Origin of the sequence: Chryseobacterium sp. JAH (assembly GCF_001507335.1) — a bacterium.
Taxonomy (GTDB): domain Bacteria; phylum Bacteroidota; class Bacteroidia; order Flavobacteriales; family Weeksellaceae; genus Chryseobacterium.
Genome location: NZ_LMAH01000001.1, coordinates 537,057 through 549,991, shown reverse-complemented (window position 1 = coordinate 549,991; position 12,935 = coordinate 537,057). Strand labels below are relative to the sequence as shown.

Below are 12,935 nucleotides of genomic sequence, written 5' to 3'. Positions count from 1 at the left end.
TTTATGGTTTTAACTCGGTTAATGGCTGTCCGTTAACGGTTACATTTTTTAAAGTCACATTTTTCAGATAGTCCACTTTGTAAGGAATCTGAACGCCAACCATTTTAGCATTAATCATTGTGAAATCTGTCACCGGAGAAGATTCGTAAGCGTCAGAGAATACGGCGTATTTTCCGCCTTTGTCAACGGTTAAATTCTCAACCCAGATATTTCTGATGGTCGGAATGTGATTTCCTGGCTTTTCATAATGCATATTGAACCGTACGGCCGCTTCTTTGTAAGCACCCACTTTTGTGTTGTAGAAAAATACATTTTCTATCGTTCCGCCACGGCTTGAGCTGGTTTTAATTCTTAAAGCACGGTCAAGATTCTTGCTGTCCATCACGTTTCCGATGGCATAAATATTTTTCGCACCGCCTGCAATTTCACTTCCAATTACAACACCACCGTGACCGTCTTTCATTTCACAATTTTCGATGATGTGGTTTTCGGCAGGTCTTCCGATATCTCTTCCGTCTTCGTCTCTTCCGGATTTGATGGCGATACAGTCGTCACCTGTGTCGAAATAAGAATCTTTAATCCATACATTTTTACACGCCTCAGGGTCGAAACCGTCGTTGTTTGGTCCGTGGCTGATAACTTTTACTCTTTCAATTAGAACATTTTCACACAAAACAGGATTCAGATTCCACATTGGAGAGTTTTTCACCAATACATCTGCCATATAAAAGTTTTTAGATTTGTATGGCTGAACGAAATTCGGTCTTAAGTACCATCCGTCCCCAAAAATTCTTTCTCTCGCAGGCGTTCTGTTGGCCATATATTCGTGAAGTTTCGCTCTTGCAGGATTTTGTCTTCCCGGACGAGATGTGTTATAACCGTATTTTGTAGCGCCACACCAGAACCACCAGTTATCTAAATCTGAATTTCCATCTAAAGTTCCTTTTCCGGTAACCGCAATATTTTCTTCTTCATAAGCATAAATCAAAGAAGAATAATTCATACATTCCATTCCTTCCCAACGGGTGAAAACGATAGGGTAGTCGTTGCTGTCCTGGCTGAACAGAATCGTCGAACCGTCACTTAAATGAAGATTGACATTAGATTCGAGATAAATAGCGCCTGTTAAGAAAACGCCGTTCGGAACAACCACTCTTCCTCCACCTTCAGCACTACACTTTTCAATCGCTTTTTTGAAAGCTTCCGTGTTTTTTGTTTTTCCGTCGCCTACTGCTCCGAAATCTGTAATCAGATAGTCTGCTTTTCTGAATTTTGGAGCTTTGATCTGTTTCTTTAAAGCTTTAATTTCTTTTAAAGGCTCCTTTGCGGAAGTCCACGGTTTATATTGCGCCGATAGTGATATCGAGATGGATGCGAGTAGTAGAAGTGCGAATTTTTTCATAATGTCAGCCAATTTTTTTCATTTTAAAAGAAGATATTTTTCTTCAGATAATTTACTTTATTAATCGCAATCTAAAAGAATTGTACAGAATAATTGTCCTGCACTGTCGGTATTCATAAAAATATCTGGATTTTTATTTAAATTTAACTAAATACTATTGTAATCGATTGCGCTGATTCAAAGATAATTTATTTTAAAAAATCTGAAAAAATTTAATTTAATGTTATAAAAGCTTTTAATATGTTCACTGACCTTGAAATATTCTAAAATTTTGAATGTTCGGCAAAGGCTTTAATAAGTTATTTTTTTTCCTTTGAATCTATTATATTTTTAACTAATTTTCATCCATCAACATTTGAAACTTTTCGGTAAAAAGCCCGACATGATAGCCATCCATTAAAGCGTGATGTCCATGGATAGAGACATTCATTGTTTTAATCCCATTTGTATCCATCATTTTTCCAAATGAGATTTTTGGACAACTGTCAGAAATAGAAAATTTTCTTGCGTGTGAAATCGAAGTGAAGTTTAACCAAGGAACGGCAGAGAAATGAATAACATTATCTCCTCCTTTTGCCGGAAGTAATGTGTTTGATAATTTAACCCTTTCAATTTCGTTTTTGGCTATGGTTTGAAAAACAGACTCATCAGAATCAAAATCGATGTAAGAAAAGCCAAAAGTGTTATTCGGTCGATTGATAGTCGCTGATGCATGAATAACATCATATAGAAATGGTTTGTCTTCAAAAATTCGATATCTGAAGTTTTCAATTTCGTTGGCTGCTTTTATGGCTCTGTAAAGATAGTACAGGAAAAAAGAATGATTTTTTTCCTTGGCAGATTGGTAGGCTTTTGTACAATCTATGCTCACCGTTGTTCCGAAAAAAGGCTCTTCAAACTGAGAGAAAAAAAGGTATTGCTCTTTACGATCCCAATCGTCGATTGATATTAACGTCTTCATTTTTATTATTTATTATTGTTATTTCGAAAAAAATAAAATTGATTGTTTTTCTATATTTGCATGTTTTACAGCAGCAAAATTCTTAAATACTCAAAACAATAAAAAGGACATTTGTCCCTGGCAAGCAATGTTAAGAACCAATCAGTCATTTTTGGCTTATGTAAGCGATCTTTATGAGAAGCAAAGCCGCAAAGAAGATATTATTGTAAAATCTTTTGAGAGGGGAGAGCTGCTGGTATCTCAAGGTGAAGAGGTAAGTAAGGTAATACTTTTGAGAGAAGGCATTGTAAAATGCAGTCTTACTGAGAAAAACGGAAAAGAATATATTCTTGAATTTTCCGGCAGTGGAGAGATTATAGGAGAGTTAGAAAGCATTCGTGAAGTAAAAGCATTATGCACGATTGAAGCACTGACAGCGGTAAAAGTTTATTCCATCTCAATTCCTTATTTCAGAAAACTTTTAAAAGAAGATATTGTTTTCAATGGGTTTTTGTTGAATGTTTTTGCAGAACGCATATCCAATACTTCATCGCGCGCCTCATACCAGCAGCTTTACACGGTTGAGGAAAGTCTAAACAGACTATTAGAACTTCAATCTGAACAAGACCTAAAAATTTCAAAAGAAAACATGGCAGCCTATCTCGGAGTTTCTGTGAGAAGCTTAAACCGAAGCTTAAAAAGTTTACTGAATAAAGATGAATAGTATTTTATCTAAAGAAAATTAAGGAAAAAATGTTTTATGAATTCTTCAGAAAAATAGCAAATTCTTTTTTTGTAATTTCAAATAGTTCCATTTTCTTCTGATTATAAATTATTGTCAGGCGTGAGTCATTCCGTTTTTTGACACCGTTTTTTTTGAACTGATATTTTCAGGGAAAATCATTGAGATCAATCGATGATGGAAATTATTTTCAAAAGCAAAAATTTTACATCGATTAGCACTTTCATAAGCAAATCCTTGATTTCTAAAATTGGGAAGTATAGAATATGCAATTTCCAGCTCGCACTGTCCTTCAATCTTTCTTACCAGAAGTCCACACTTGCCCACTAGCTGATTGGTTGCTTTACAAATCAATGCATTTTGCCCGCCTAAATCATTTTCATATCGGTGAAAGGTCCATACAAACCATTTTTTACAGCATTCTTCTGGAGATGAAAATTCAGACATTCCCAAAAATTGTACTGTTTCTTGATCTTTAAATAATTCGATCCAGGCTTCAAAATCTGGAGATTCCAGTTTTCTAAATCCAAGTCTGTCGGTTTCAAGATCTGTTAAAAGATATTTCATGGTAGATATTGCTTACAATATTTTTAGATATATCAAATTTAAGTTTAAATCAGCGATTAGCCACTCGTCAATGACTTTTTGTAAAAGAATAGACTGTTTTTTAAGATGTAAGTTAAATAATTCACGTTTAACATTAAATTTTTTCGTCAATGTTAGGCTGGATGCATCTGAAAACATATATTTGCACCCTAAATTTTTATAGACATGAAAGAACTTATTGAAAAAATCAACGCAGAATTCGAGGCATTTGCAACTGAAGCAAACCAACAATCAGAAAAAGGAAACAAAGCAGCGGGTACAAGAGCTCGTAAATCAGCTTTAGAATTGAGCAAATTGTTCAAAGAATTCAGAAAAGTTTCTGTAGAAGAATCTAAAAAATAATACAGACTCAGCCGGCTTTCTTTAGCCGGCTTTTTTATGCTCTTTTGCAGTGGGTTTTTCAGTACCTAAGCTGCATTTCCGTTCAAATTCTATTCATTTATTTCTGTTAAAATATTGTAAGATTATAACCGAAATTCCCAAATTTTATCCTGATAAAGTTAAATACTATTAATTAATTCATTTTCTATTGAATTGTATGCTTGCTGAAATATATATTTGCGTTATCAAATAACTGTGATAACCAAATCTATATGAAACGAATTTCTATCCTATTTCTCATTTTTTCAACATTCCTTTATTCACAAAAAATACAGATTGTCGACGCTGAAAACAGCCAACCCATTGCCAATGCAAGAATTGTTTTATCAGATCAGTTGATGTACACAAATGAAGATGGTTTTGCGCCATTAGATGGGAATTCTAAGGATTTTGAAGTTTCGGCGTCTGGTTTTCATAAAGAGAAACTCAACACTTTTCAAAATGTGGTGAGACTGAAACCCTATGTGAAAGATATTGAAGAAGTGAAAATCATTGATATTGATATTAAAAATCTGTTTGAAGACCTTTATAAAAATTATCACAAAAGATATTACGACGAACCTTCCCTGTATGACGTTACCTTTAAATCTAAGGGTTTTAACAATGATAAGCTTTTTTTTATGGTCATTGCAGAAGCCAAACTTTGGAGCAAAAGCAATGCATACAATTTCAAATATGGCTACAGAAAAGATTATGATGAAATGTTACAGATGCAACTTAACAACGTAAAATTCTATAAGAAGAATGAGTCTGAGAGCATTTTTAACATCAAAACAAAAGATGTTAGTCATGACGAGATAGGGAATTATTTTTTCAGCTATGAAATCTACAGAATGCTCTTGAATATGAGAATGAAGAATTCAAAAAATGTTGGAAGATTATTGTCTGAAGATGTTGATCTACAGTTGATTGGGATTAAGATAAAATCAGAGAACGGTATTGAGATCGAAGGGGAAATCACTTATGATAAAAAAGATAAAGTAATCACATTGTATAATCTTAATTATATGCAGGGTGGCTATCCGGTCTATAAAAAAGTAAATACGGACGGTAAAGAATTTGAATACCAGCTGGGCAATGCAAATGTGACGTTCGATTTTTACAAGAAAGAAGGGAAATATATTCAGGCACTGAAGAAGACTTCGGGAGAACAATTTTTTATCATACATGATGGTAAAAAAGATGAGAGGAAATTCAGCACAGAAATTATTTACAATACGTTTGCAAAATCTGACAAAAAAGGATTGATATCCAAAGTAGATTTCACTAAAAACATTTGGGAAAACATTCCTGTTAAAGAAGATAAAGAGAGTACTATTTTACTTTCAAAAGAAGAGCAGGAATTTATCAATCAAAAATAATTTATATGAAAAATCTACTTTTATCAGCATGTATTCTAAGTTCTTTTGCCCTACGAGCACAGGCGCACCGCTTCATTTATGATGTGGAATACAAAAAAGATTCTATACAGAATATCACCACCAAAGAAAATTATCATCTGGATATCGATATAAAAGAAATAAAATATTATCCCCGCGACTTCTTTGTAGGAGATTCTTTGGTTGTGAACAACCTTACGATTCCGAAAGATTCAAAATTTAATACCTCAAGCATTATTGTACATCAATCTGGTAAAGAAATTTATGATGATTATGATATTCTTGATAATATTGTTCTTAAACTTTCTTCAGAAAACAATCAAAACTGGAAACTCACTGACGAAAAAAAGAAAGTAAAAGATTTAAACTTACAAAAAGCAACAGCAAGATGGGGCGGGAGAAACTGGATTGCCTGGTTCACTGCCGACATTCCTTTTCAGGAAGGGCCGTACAAATTTCATGGACTTCCGGGACTGATAGTGGAGTTGTATGATGATAAAAATAATTACAGATTTGAGTTGGTGAAAACTCAGAAACTAGAAAAACCATATGTTAATCAGTATATTTCTTATTTTATGTCTCAGAGTGTAGCTGTTGATCAGGATAAATACAGAACAACAAAACTTAAGTATTACGATTCTCCTATCAATGCCTTGAGAAATAACGGTGGCGGGACAAAATCAAATGAAGAATTTTACCTGAATGACGGTACCAAAGTAAACCAAAGCAACACGCGTGAAGTTAATGAAAGGTTGAGAGAATCAATCAGAAAGTATAACAACCCGATTGAGCTGGATAAGGCAATAAAATACTCCTTGTAAATTCTATTACATAAAGTGATTTTTAGTGAAAATTATCTAAAGATGAAAAAAGAAAGATAACCAAAAAGAAAAGTAGCCTATTTTAGGCTACTTTTTGTGTTAAGAGTTTTTTGATTTGAATCAGCTGACTTTCTTTTACAATGTAGGTTCTGCATACTTTGTTGTTCATATGAATCGTAAAGTTAGCTTCTTTATGCTCTATTTTTAAGACTTCATTTAATGGAGGAATGTAATCGTTTACTAAAAGCTTAAAAGCGGCTAAGCATAAAAGATTTCTGCAGAGAGATTTGAGAATTGCCGGATAATTTCCTCTATCATCAATGACTTTTATTTTAAATGTTTTTTTTCCTAATGTTGTTCCCCAATTATTCTCTGTCAGCGTTCCGAATATGATTACGGATAGGATGGAATATAGTATAGAGTAGAATCCAGGTTGATGAAAAATAAAAAAGAAAACTAAAAAGAAAGGAAGCAGATCAATAATTTTTGCAAAAATTCGCTGCCTCTCATTATTTCTGAAACTTGCATTATATGGTAAATCATATTCAAACTCATTATAAATTCTCATTCCCGACAAATCAAATTGGCGGGTCGGTCTACGAATGATTTTTTTAACTTTTAATTCAGAGATCTTCAATGTTGTAGCCACTAAGTTATTATTTAAAAATACAAAAAATATTTGCTTAAAAACTTTAAATTACAAAATCATACTCAGCTGAATCCTCTTCCTTGCTTCATCCACTTCAGTCACTCTCACCTGAACGTGCTGATGCAGTTTTACCACTTCATTTACGTCAGAGACGAAGCCTTCTTTCAACTGTGAGATGTGAACCAATCCGCTTTCTTTGATGCCCAAATCCACAAAGCATCCGAAAGCAGTAATATTGTTGATGATTCCCGGAAGAATCATACCGATATTTAAATTTTTAATGCTCTTTACATTCGGGTCAAATTCAAAAACTTTAGCCGCTTTTCTCGGGTCTAAACCTGGTTTTTCAAGTTCTTTTAAAATATCTTTTATTCCTAAAATACCAATGGTTTCATTGATGTATTTTTCAGGTTGAACCAATGCGATTTTTTCTTTATTGGCAATCAGTTCGTCGGTTTTTATGCCTAAGTCCTTTGCCATTTTTTCAATAATTCCGTAAGCTTCGGGATGTACTGCAGAATTATCTAATGGATTCTTTGCATTGCTAATCCTTACGAAAGCCGCAGCTTGTTGATAGGCTTTTTCTCCAAGACGGGGAACTTTTTTAAGTTGTTTTCTGTCTTCAAATGATCCGTTTTCGGCACGGTAATTCACGATATTTTCAGCCATTTTTTCACCAATTCCGGAAACATAACTTAACAGTGATTTGCTTGCTGTGTTTAAATTAATTCCGACAGAATTTACGCATTTCATTACTGTCGAGTCCAGTTCATTCTTTAATTGAGTTTGGTCCACATCATGTTGGTATTGTCCGACACCGATTGATTTGGCATCAATCTTTACCAGTTCTGCCAAAGGATCGGCCAGTCTTCTTCCGATAGAAACGGCCCCACGTACGGTCACATCATAACTTGGAAATTCATCTCTTGCAATTTTACTTGCAGAATAGACCGAAGCACCTGCTTCTGACACTACAAAAACCTGCAAAGGCTTGTCAAATGCAATTTTTTTAATGAAAAATTCAGTCTCACGGCTTGCGGTGCCGTTTCCTATAGAGATTGCCTGAATATTATAGGCGTTCACCATCGAACGTATTTTCTTCATAGCCATTCCGCTCTCGTTTTGTGGAGCATGTGGATAAAGGGTCTCGTTGTGTAGAAGATCACCTTTTTCATCCAAGCAGACAACTTTACAGCCGCTTTTATAACCGGGATCAATGGCTAAAATTCTTTTTTCTCCTAGTGGCGGAGCTAACAGAAGCTGGCTCAGGTTTTCCGAAAAGATTTCAATCGCTTTTTTATCTGCTTTTTCTTTGGCTTCCTGCAGAGTTTCGTTTGAAATCGCTGGTTCAAGAAGTCTTTTGTAGGAATCTTTAATCGCTAAGGCAATCTGTTGGGAACTGTCATTTTTGGTTTTAATAATTGCATTTTCAATAAAATCAACAGCTTCATCTTTATCAATCAGGATGTTGGTTTTCACAAAACCTTCAGCTTCAGCTCTCAGCATGGCCAACAGACGGTGAGATGGGGCTCTGTTCAGACTTTCTTCCCACTCGAAATACTGTGAGAATTTCTGAGCTCCTTCCTCGTCTTTTTTTGCTTTAACCAATTTAGAAGTAATCACTGCTTTTCTTTGGAATAGGCGGCGTAAGTTTTTGCGGACATACATATTTTCATTAATCCATTCTGCCATGATGTCTCTTGCACCCTGTAATGCTTCTTCTTCCGATGTAACCTCATCATTGAAATATTTTGAAGCTAAATACTGAACGTCATCCACTTTCTGGCTCATAATGATTTTCGCCAATGGTTCCAGACCTTTTTCTTTAGCAGTATCGGCTTTTGTTTTCCGGCGTTTTTTAAACGGCAAATAAAGATCTTCCAGTTCCTGAAGGTCAAAACTTTCGTCAATTCTATGTTTTAACTCGGTGGTCAAAGCATTCTGTTCATCAATTGATTTTAAGATGCTTTCTTTTCGTTTTATAATTTCCTCAAACTGTTTATTGAGTTTTGAGATTTGTTCAATCTGTATCTCATCCAGATTTCCAGTCGCATCTTTTCTGTAACGGGAAATAAACGGAATGGTACAGTCTTCTGAAAGTAATTTTAAGGTAGCATTGATGCTTTTGTCGGAGATATTGAGTTGTTGTTGAATAAATGTAACTGAAGTCATATCTTGTAGGTATTACATGAAAAAAGGCGAGTTGCCCCGCCCTTGAAATGTTTTCACACAGGAAAAATCCTTATTGTGAATTGCTTTTCAAAATTATTAATACAAATGTATAATAAAAATATCAAACACAATATGTAGTCACTTATTATGGATATTTTTTTCTGCTTATTATAAATATAAAAAACTGATTGACATGAAATATACTTAGGAACGAATTTGATTGGGTGTGGTAACTTTGTAAAATAAAACAATACGACCAATGTTTTTTCGTAGCATTATTCAATTTCCGAATAACGATTTTCCTCTAATATCTAATGTTTGCATCATTACGTCTGTACCACTCAGATTAGCCATTCGTGTTAATTTCTCTCGCATTTCTGTGCTGTAATTGGATAAATATAGAGTAATTGACGGAGCAAATAATTCCTCATTCTCCGTATTTAGTGTGACATAACCATTTTCGCCTTCAATCAAACCCAACATTGTTTTTTTTATTTCTGACCAATAAAGTTTAGTCTCATATTTTTCTCCGTCGATTTTGCTTACCGCGCTAATGAAACTTTCTGTCATTTCCACTTTGAAATTCTCACTGCTATAACCACTTGGGTTAACCATAGTAATGTATTTCTTGTGTTTATTTAACCATTTAAGAGTTTCTTGCTTATTTTGAGCATTCACTGAACTTATCATCATTAGCGAGAATAAAAGAGTAATAAAGGTTTTCATAGTTTTTTGGTTTTTATTGTTATCTATTTGTTTCTTCGAAGTGATATCAGTTTTGATATATCTTTTTTCTCATTTGTTTTGTTGTTGATTTCGTATTTTTCAAGTTGTTTGTAAATTTCTCTTCTTCAACTTTAGCCTCTTCAATCATTTTTTTAAGAGTACAAAAGTCTTTTATTTAAAGGCATAGGCTGGTTGTAGTCTCTTTACATTAATCAAAATTAGCATAAGTTTCAATCTGAAAAAATAGCACTTTTGGAGTATTTTTGGTTTTTGAAAGGCTAAATTATTCCTTGAAGAATACATTTTTTTATGAGCTGAACTGTATTTTTCGAATCAGATTTTGTCAAAATATTGGTACGGTGTTTTTTTACGGTTAATGGGCTTATGAAAAGTTTTTCAGCAATTTCATTATTGTTTAAGCCATTAGCCAGCAATTTGATGATATCAATTTCTCTTTTAGAAAACTCTCTTAAATCCTGATTTTCTTCATCAAGGCTTAAATTCATAAATGAGGGTTCACCATTGAGTCCTATAAGTGAAATTTTATACGTATTAAAATTACTTAAATGGTCGATGCGAGTATGAATGTTTAATGATTTTCCATAGCCTCCACTATCATCCATGGTAAGCATCAAAGCCTGGTGATTAAACAATGCATATTCTCCGTTTTCTAATCTGGCTCTATGGCAATAACTTATTTTATATGTTAACAATTTTTCTCGGCCCACATTTTCATAAAAAAATTTCGTCAAAAAAGCTTCAGCTTTTATTACAAATTCAACATCGTCTGGATGAATTGCACCCAAAACATCATCAAATGTGATTGTCTCGGGTATGAATCCATGCATGTCATATAAAGAAGAGCTTATATGTGACAGCGACATGTCAAAAAAATCAATTATATAAAATGAAAAAGGTCCTGTACTTATAATTGAATTGGTCAGATCATCAAAGGATATTTGATGTGATTTCGTATTTTTTACTGTGCGGTTAGTAAGCCAAACATCGTGAAGACCTTGTATTTCTGGTAGCATATATACGGTGTATCTGTTAAAGAATTGTTAAAACAAATTAACGTAAAAAACTGTTAAAATCAAATTTTTTATTAAGAATCATTAAATGATTACCTTAAATAATTTCAATAATAAAACAGATTCTTTATTTTGAGATTAAAATGACAATATGGAAATGGTCTAAAACTGCCTCTGTTCAAAAATATTTGTATCTTCTTTCTGCAATTGATTACGTACTTGTATCGGGATGTTGGATAGAGGGTGAGATTGCGCAGCTTCATTAGCAATTACTTTTTTTAATGCGCTGATGAACCTTGATAGGGTTGTTATTGTTGATGAGATTGCGCAGCTTCGCTCGCAATACCTAAAGCAATCAATTTAAAAACTCACCAGTAATAATCCTTACACAGTATTCACTCCCCAAATACAGCGGATTACCATGCTTTTCTGACCAGAAGCCATTCAGAATATCTTTAGAAAGACAGCGATAAACAGCAGTTCCTTTATATATTTTCTGATCATCACCTTCGTATTGAAAATTGATCACTAAAATGTTATCTTTAAAAAATCCTGTTCCGTATTGTTCGTGGTCGCCAATCATCCATTGGGCGATGATTCGGTTACTGTCATCAAGAGAAAGAGTGAGAATACCATAATAGGAAATATGATCTGTTTCCTCCTGATTACTGCCTTGAATGGAGTAGTTGCCCACTAAATCCTGTACTGTCATTGATTGGTTTTTGCGAATAACAAATGTAGAAACTTTTCAATTGACAGTAGGTGGATGTTGTATATTTCTGATATTTATTTTTGTTTTAGATTTGCCGTAATGTTGTACCTACTTTTAATGATCAATCTGATCACGTTCGTGACCTTCGCTGTGGATAAATGGAAATCAATTAGGCACAAGAGAAGAATTTCTGAGTCCTTTCTATTGATCTTGACTTTTTTTGGCGGAACGATTGGAGCATTTTTGGCGATGATAATTTGCAGACATAAAGTGTCGAAGGGGAGTTTTTTAATCAAATGGGGTGGAATTGTTGTGTTGCAGCTTTTTGTTTTGGCTGGATATTGGAATTGGTATGTTGGAAGCTTTGGGAAGAGGCTAGACGATAAATCTTTAGAATGGAGTAGTTTTTTCGATAGTGTCAAAATCAAAAATTAACGAACCAAAAGCTTCTGTATTTTAACATTATTTATATACCACAACTATATGCAACGGCATTATATTTTCTTAGTTAATGGCATAACACCAAAAAACAAAATATTATGTCAAAGAAAATTGCAATTTTGTCAACACACGGATTCGAAGAAAGCGAATTGAAATCTCCTAAAGAATACTTAGAACAACATGGCTGGACAGCTCATATCGTCAGTCCGGAAGCGGGAACGATTAAAGCATGGGCAGAAAAAGACTGGGGAAAGGAATACAATGTTGATAAAACTTTAGATGAGGTTTCTGCGTCTGATTATGATGCTTTGGTTTTGCCTGGTGGTGTAATCAATCCCGATCAACTGAGAACCAACGAAAAGGCTTTGAGCTTTGTAAAAGACTTTTTCAGTCAACACAAACCGGTGGCGGCGATTTGTCACGGTCCCCAGATTTTAATTAATGCCAAAGTTATTGAAGGCAGAAAAGTAACGTCAGTAGATTCTATCAGTCAGGATTTAAAAAATGCTGGTGCGGCATGGGAAGATGTTGAGGTAGTGGTAGATAACGGCTTGGTGACAAGCAGAACTCCAAAAGATCTTCCAGCCTTCAATGCCAAACTGGTTGAAGAAATCAGTGAAGGTAAAAATGAAGATCAGAATAGGTAATCAAATTGAAGATGAATATAGATAAAGGCTTAGATCTGTTGATCTGAGTCTTTTTTAATTTTATTTTTCAGCTACTTTGTTTAAATCTTCCGTAAAGTGTCAAATGGTTAAAGGAATTATTCTTATTCTGTAGAGTCTTAGAAAAACAAATAATTTTCAAAATCGGCAAACTTTTTTTAAAGTCCTGATTAAAGCATCAAAGCTGTCGCGAAACTATTTTCAGCCTATATATTTTAAAAAAAAATCGGAAATCCTCAATATTAATGTACTGAAACAACTATTTATT

General features: G+C 34.0%; 14 protein-coding genes. 6 read left to right on the top strand and 8 right to left on the bottom strand.

Annotation, left to right across the window (positions count from 1 at the left end):
- Nucleotide 1 precedes the first annotated feature (1 nt).
- Both AR685_RS02620 and AR685_RS02615 read right to left on the bottom strand, forming a co-directional pair.
- Nucleotides 2-1,402, bottom strand: a complete 1,401-nt coding sequence (locus tag AR685_RS02620) for a glycoside hydrolase family 28 protein (RefSeq protein ID WP_059123625.1) — start codon at nucleotides 1,400-1,402, stop codon at nucleotides 2-4.
- 334 nt (nucleotides 1,403-1,736) lie between these two features.
- Nucleotides 1,737-2,363 (bottom strand): CatA-like O-acetyltransferase, encoded by a 627-nt coding sequence (locus AR685_RS02615; RefSeq protein ID WP_059123624.1) that lies wholly within the window; start codon nucleotides 2,361-2,363, stop codon nucleotides 1,737-1,739.
- Nucleotides 2,364-2,490: 127 nt separating this feature from the next.
- Here AR685_RS02615 and AR685_RS02610 point away from each other — a divergent pair, with 127 nt between their 5' ends.
- The gene (locus AR685_RS02610; RefSeq protein ID WP_059123623.1) at nucleotides 2,491-3,066 is read left to right on the top strand and encodes a Crp/Fnr family transcriptional regulator; all 576 of its coding nucleotides are present in this window, start codon (nucleotides 2,491-2,493) and stop codon (nucleotides 3,064-3,066) included.
- Between the two features lie 114 nt (nucleotides 3,067-3,180).
- On the opposite strand, the gene AR685_RS02605 is transcribed toward AR685_RS02610, so the two are convergent.
- Nucleotides 3,181-3,651, bottom strand: coding sequence for a GNAT family N-acetyltransferase (locus AR685_RS02605; protein ID WP_059123622.1), 471 nt, complete (start codon nucleotides 3,649-3,651; stop codon nucleotides 3,181-3,183).
- A gap of 204 nt (nucleotides 3,652-3,855) precedes the next feature.
- Here AR685_RS02605 and AR685_RS02600 point away from each other — a divergent pair, with 204 nt between their 5' ends.
- The 3 genes from AR685_RS02600 to AR685_RS02590 all read left to right on the top strand — a co-directional run bounded on the left by AR685_RS02600 (nucleotide 3,856) and on the right by AR685_RS02590 (nucleotide 6,271).
- Nucleotides 3,856-4,032: a histone H1 gene (locus AR685_RS02600; RefSeq protein WP_047446385.1), complete on the top strand. Its 177-nt coding sequence runs from the start codon at nucleotides 3,856-3,858 to the stop codon at nucleotides 4,030-4,032.
- A 251-nt stretch (nucleotides 4,033-4,283) separates the two neighbouring features.
- Nucleotides 4,284-5,432 (top strand): hypothetical protein, encoded by a 1,149-nt coding sequence (locus AR685_RS02595; protein ID WP_059123621.1) that lies wholly within the window; start codon nucleotides 4,284-4,286, stop codon nucleotides 5,430-5,432.
- Between the two features lie 5 nt (nucleotides 5,433-5,437).
- The gene (locus AR685_RS02590) at nucleotides 5,438-6,271 is read left to right on the top strand and encodes a GLPGLI family protein (RefSeq protein WP_047446390.1); all 834 of its coding nucleotides are present in this window, start codon (nucleotides 5,438-5,440) and stop codon (nucleotides 6,269-6,271) included.
- Between the two features lie 82 nt (nucleotides 6,272-6,353).
- Here AR685_RS02590 and AR685_RS02585 read toward each other — a convergent pair whose 3' ends face one another.
- The 5 genes from AR685_RS02585 to AR685_RS02565 all read right to left on the bottom strand — a co-directional run bounded on the left by AR685_RS02585 (nucleotide 6,354) and on the right by AR685_RS02565 (nucleotide 11,561).
- Entirely contained in the window at nucleotides 6,354-6,920 is a 567-nt protein-coding gene (locus AR685_RS02585) for an RDD family protein (protein ID WP_059123619.1), read from the bottom strand.
- A gap of 48 nt (nucleotides 6,921-6,968) precedes the next feature.
- Complete coding sequence (locus AR685_RS02580) at nucleotides 6,969-9,092, bottom strand: Tex family protein (protein ID WP_059123618.1); 2,124 nt, start codon at nucleotides 9,090-9,092, stop codon at nucleotides 6,969-6,971.
- Nucleotides 9,093-9,371: 279 nt separating this feature from the next.
- Nucleotides 9,372-9,818 (bottom strand): hypothetical protein, encoded by a 447-nt coding sequence (locus AR685_RS02575; RefSeq protein ID WP_059123617.1) that lies wholly within the window; start codon nucleotides 9,816-9,818, stop codon nucleotides 9,372-9,374.
- Between the two features lie 278 nt (nucleotides 9,819-10,096).
- Nucleotides 10,097-10,852, bottom strand: a complete 756-nt coding sequence (locus AR685_RS02570; RefSeq protein ID WP_047446398.1) for a response regulator transcription factor — start codon at nucleotides 10,850-10,852, stop codon at nucleotides 10,097-10,099.
- 352 nt (nucleotides 10,853-11,204) lie between these two features.
- Entirely contained in the window at nucleotides 11,205-11,561 is a 357-nt protein-coding gene (locus tag AR685_RS02565) for a hypothetical protein (protein ID WP_047446400.1), read from the bottom strand.
- A 99-nt stretch (nucleotides 11,562-11,660) separates the two neighbouring features.
- Between AR685_RS02565 and AR685_RS02560 the strand changes: the two genes are divergently transcribed.
- Both AR685_RS02560 and AR685_RS02555 read left to right on the top strand, forming a co-directional pair.
- Nucleotides 11,661-11,996: a DUF1294 domain-containing protein gene (locus tag AR685_RS02560; RefSeq protein WP_228376371.1), complete on the top strand. Its 336-nt coding sequence runs from the start codon at nucleotides 11,661-11,663 to the stop codon at nucleotides 11,994-11,996.
- Nucleotides 11,997-12,100: 104 nt separating this feature from the next.
- Nucleotides 12,101-12,649 (top strand): type 1 glutamine amidotransferase domain-containing protein, encoded by a 549-nt coding sequence (locus tag AR685_RS02555; protein ID WP_047446402.1) that lies wholly within the window; start codon nucleotides 12,101-12,103, stop codon nucleotides 12,647-12,649.
- Nucleotides 12,650-12,935 lie beyond the last annotated feature (286 nt).

Excerpts from the sequence above, each read along its gene's own strand:
- AR685_RS02620 (WP_059123625.1), bottom strand. The coding sequence starts at position 1,402 with ATGAAAAAATTCGCACTTCTACTACTCGCATCCATCTCGATATCACTA.
- AR685_RS02615 (WP_059123624.1), bottom strand. The coding sequence starts at position 2,363 with ATGAAGACGTTAATATCAATCGACGATTGGGATCGTAAAGAGCAATAC.
- AR685_RS02610 (WP_059123623.1), top strand. The coding sequence starts at position 2,491 with ATGTTAAGAACCAATCAGTCATTTTTGGCTTATGTAAGCGATCTTTAT.
- AR685_RS02605 (WP_059123622.1), bottom strand. The coding sequence starts at position 3,651 with ATGAAATATCTTTTAACAGATCTTGAAACCGACAGACTTGGATTTAGA.
- AR685_RS02600 (WP_047446385.1), top strand. The coding sequence starts at position 3,856 with ATGAAAGAACTTATTGAAAAAATCAACGCAGAATTCGAGGCATTTGCA.
- AR685_RS02595 (WP_059123621.1), top strand. The coding sequence starts at position 4,284 with ATGAAACGAATTTCTATCCTATTTCTCATTTTTTCAACATTCCTTTAT.
- AR685_RS02590 (WP_047446390.1), top strand. The coding sequence starts at position 5,438 with ATGAAAAATCTACTTTTATCAGCATGTATTCTAAGTTCTTTTGCCCTA.
- AR685_RS02580 (WP_059123618.1), bottom strand. The coding sequence starts at position 9,092 with ATGACTTCAGTTACATTTATTCAACAACAACTCAATATCTCCGACAAA.
- AR685_RS02575 (WP_059123617.1), bottom strand. The coding sequence starts at position 9,818 with ATGAAAACCTTTATTACTCTTTTATTCTCGCTAATGATGATAAGTTCA.
- AR685_RS02570 (WP_047446398.1), bottom strand. The coding sequence starts at position 10,852 with ATGCTACCAGAAATACAAGGTCTTCACGATGTTTGGCTTACTAACCGC.
- AR685_RS02565 (WP_047446400.1), bottom strand. The coding sequence starts at position 11,561 with ATGACAGTACAGGATTTAGTGGGCAACTACTCCATTCAAGGCAGTAAT.
- AR685_RS02560 (WP_228376371.1), top strand. The coding sequence starts at position 11,661 with ATGTTGTACCTACTTTTAATGATCAATCTGATCACGTTCGTGACCTTC.
- AR685_RS02555 (WP_047446402.1), top strand. The coding sequence starts at position 12,101 with ATGTCAAAGAAAATTGCAATTTTGTCAACACACGGATTCGAAGAAAGC.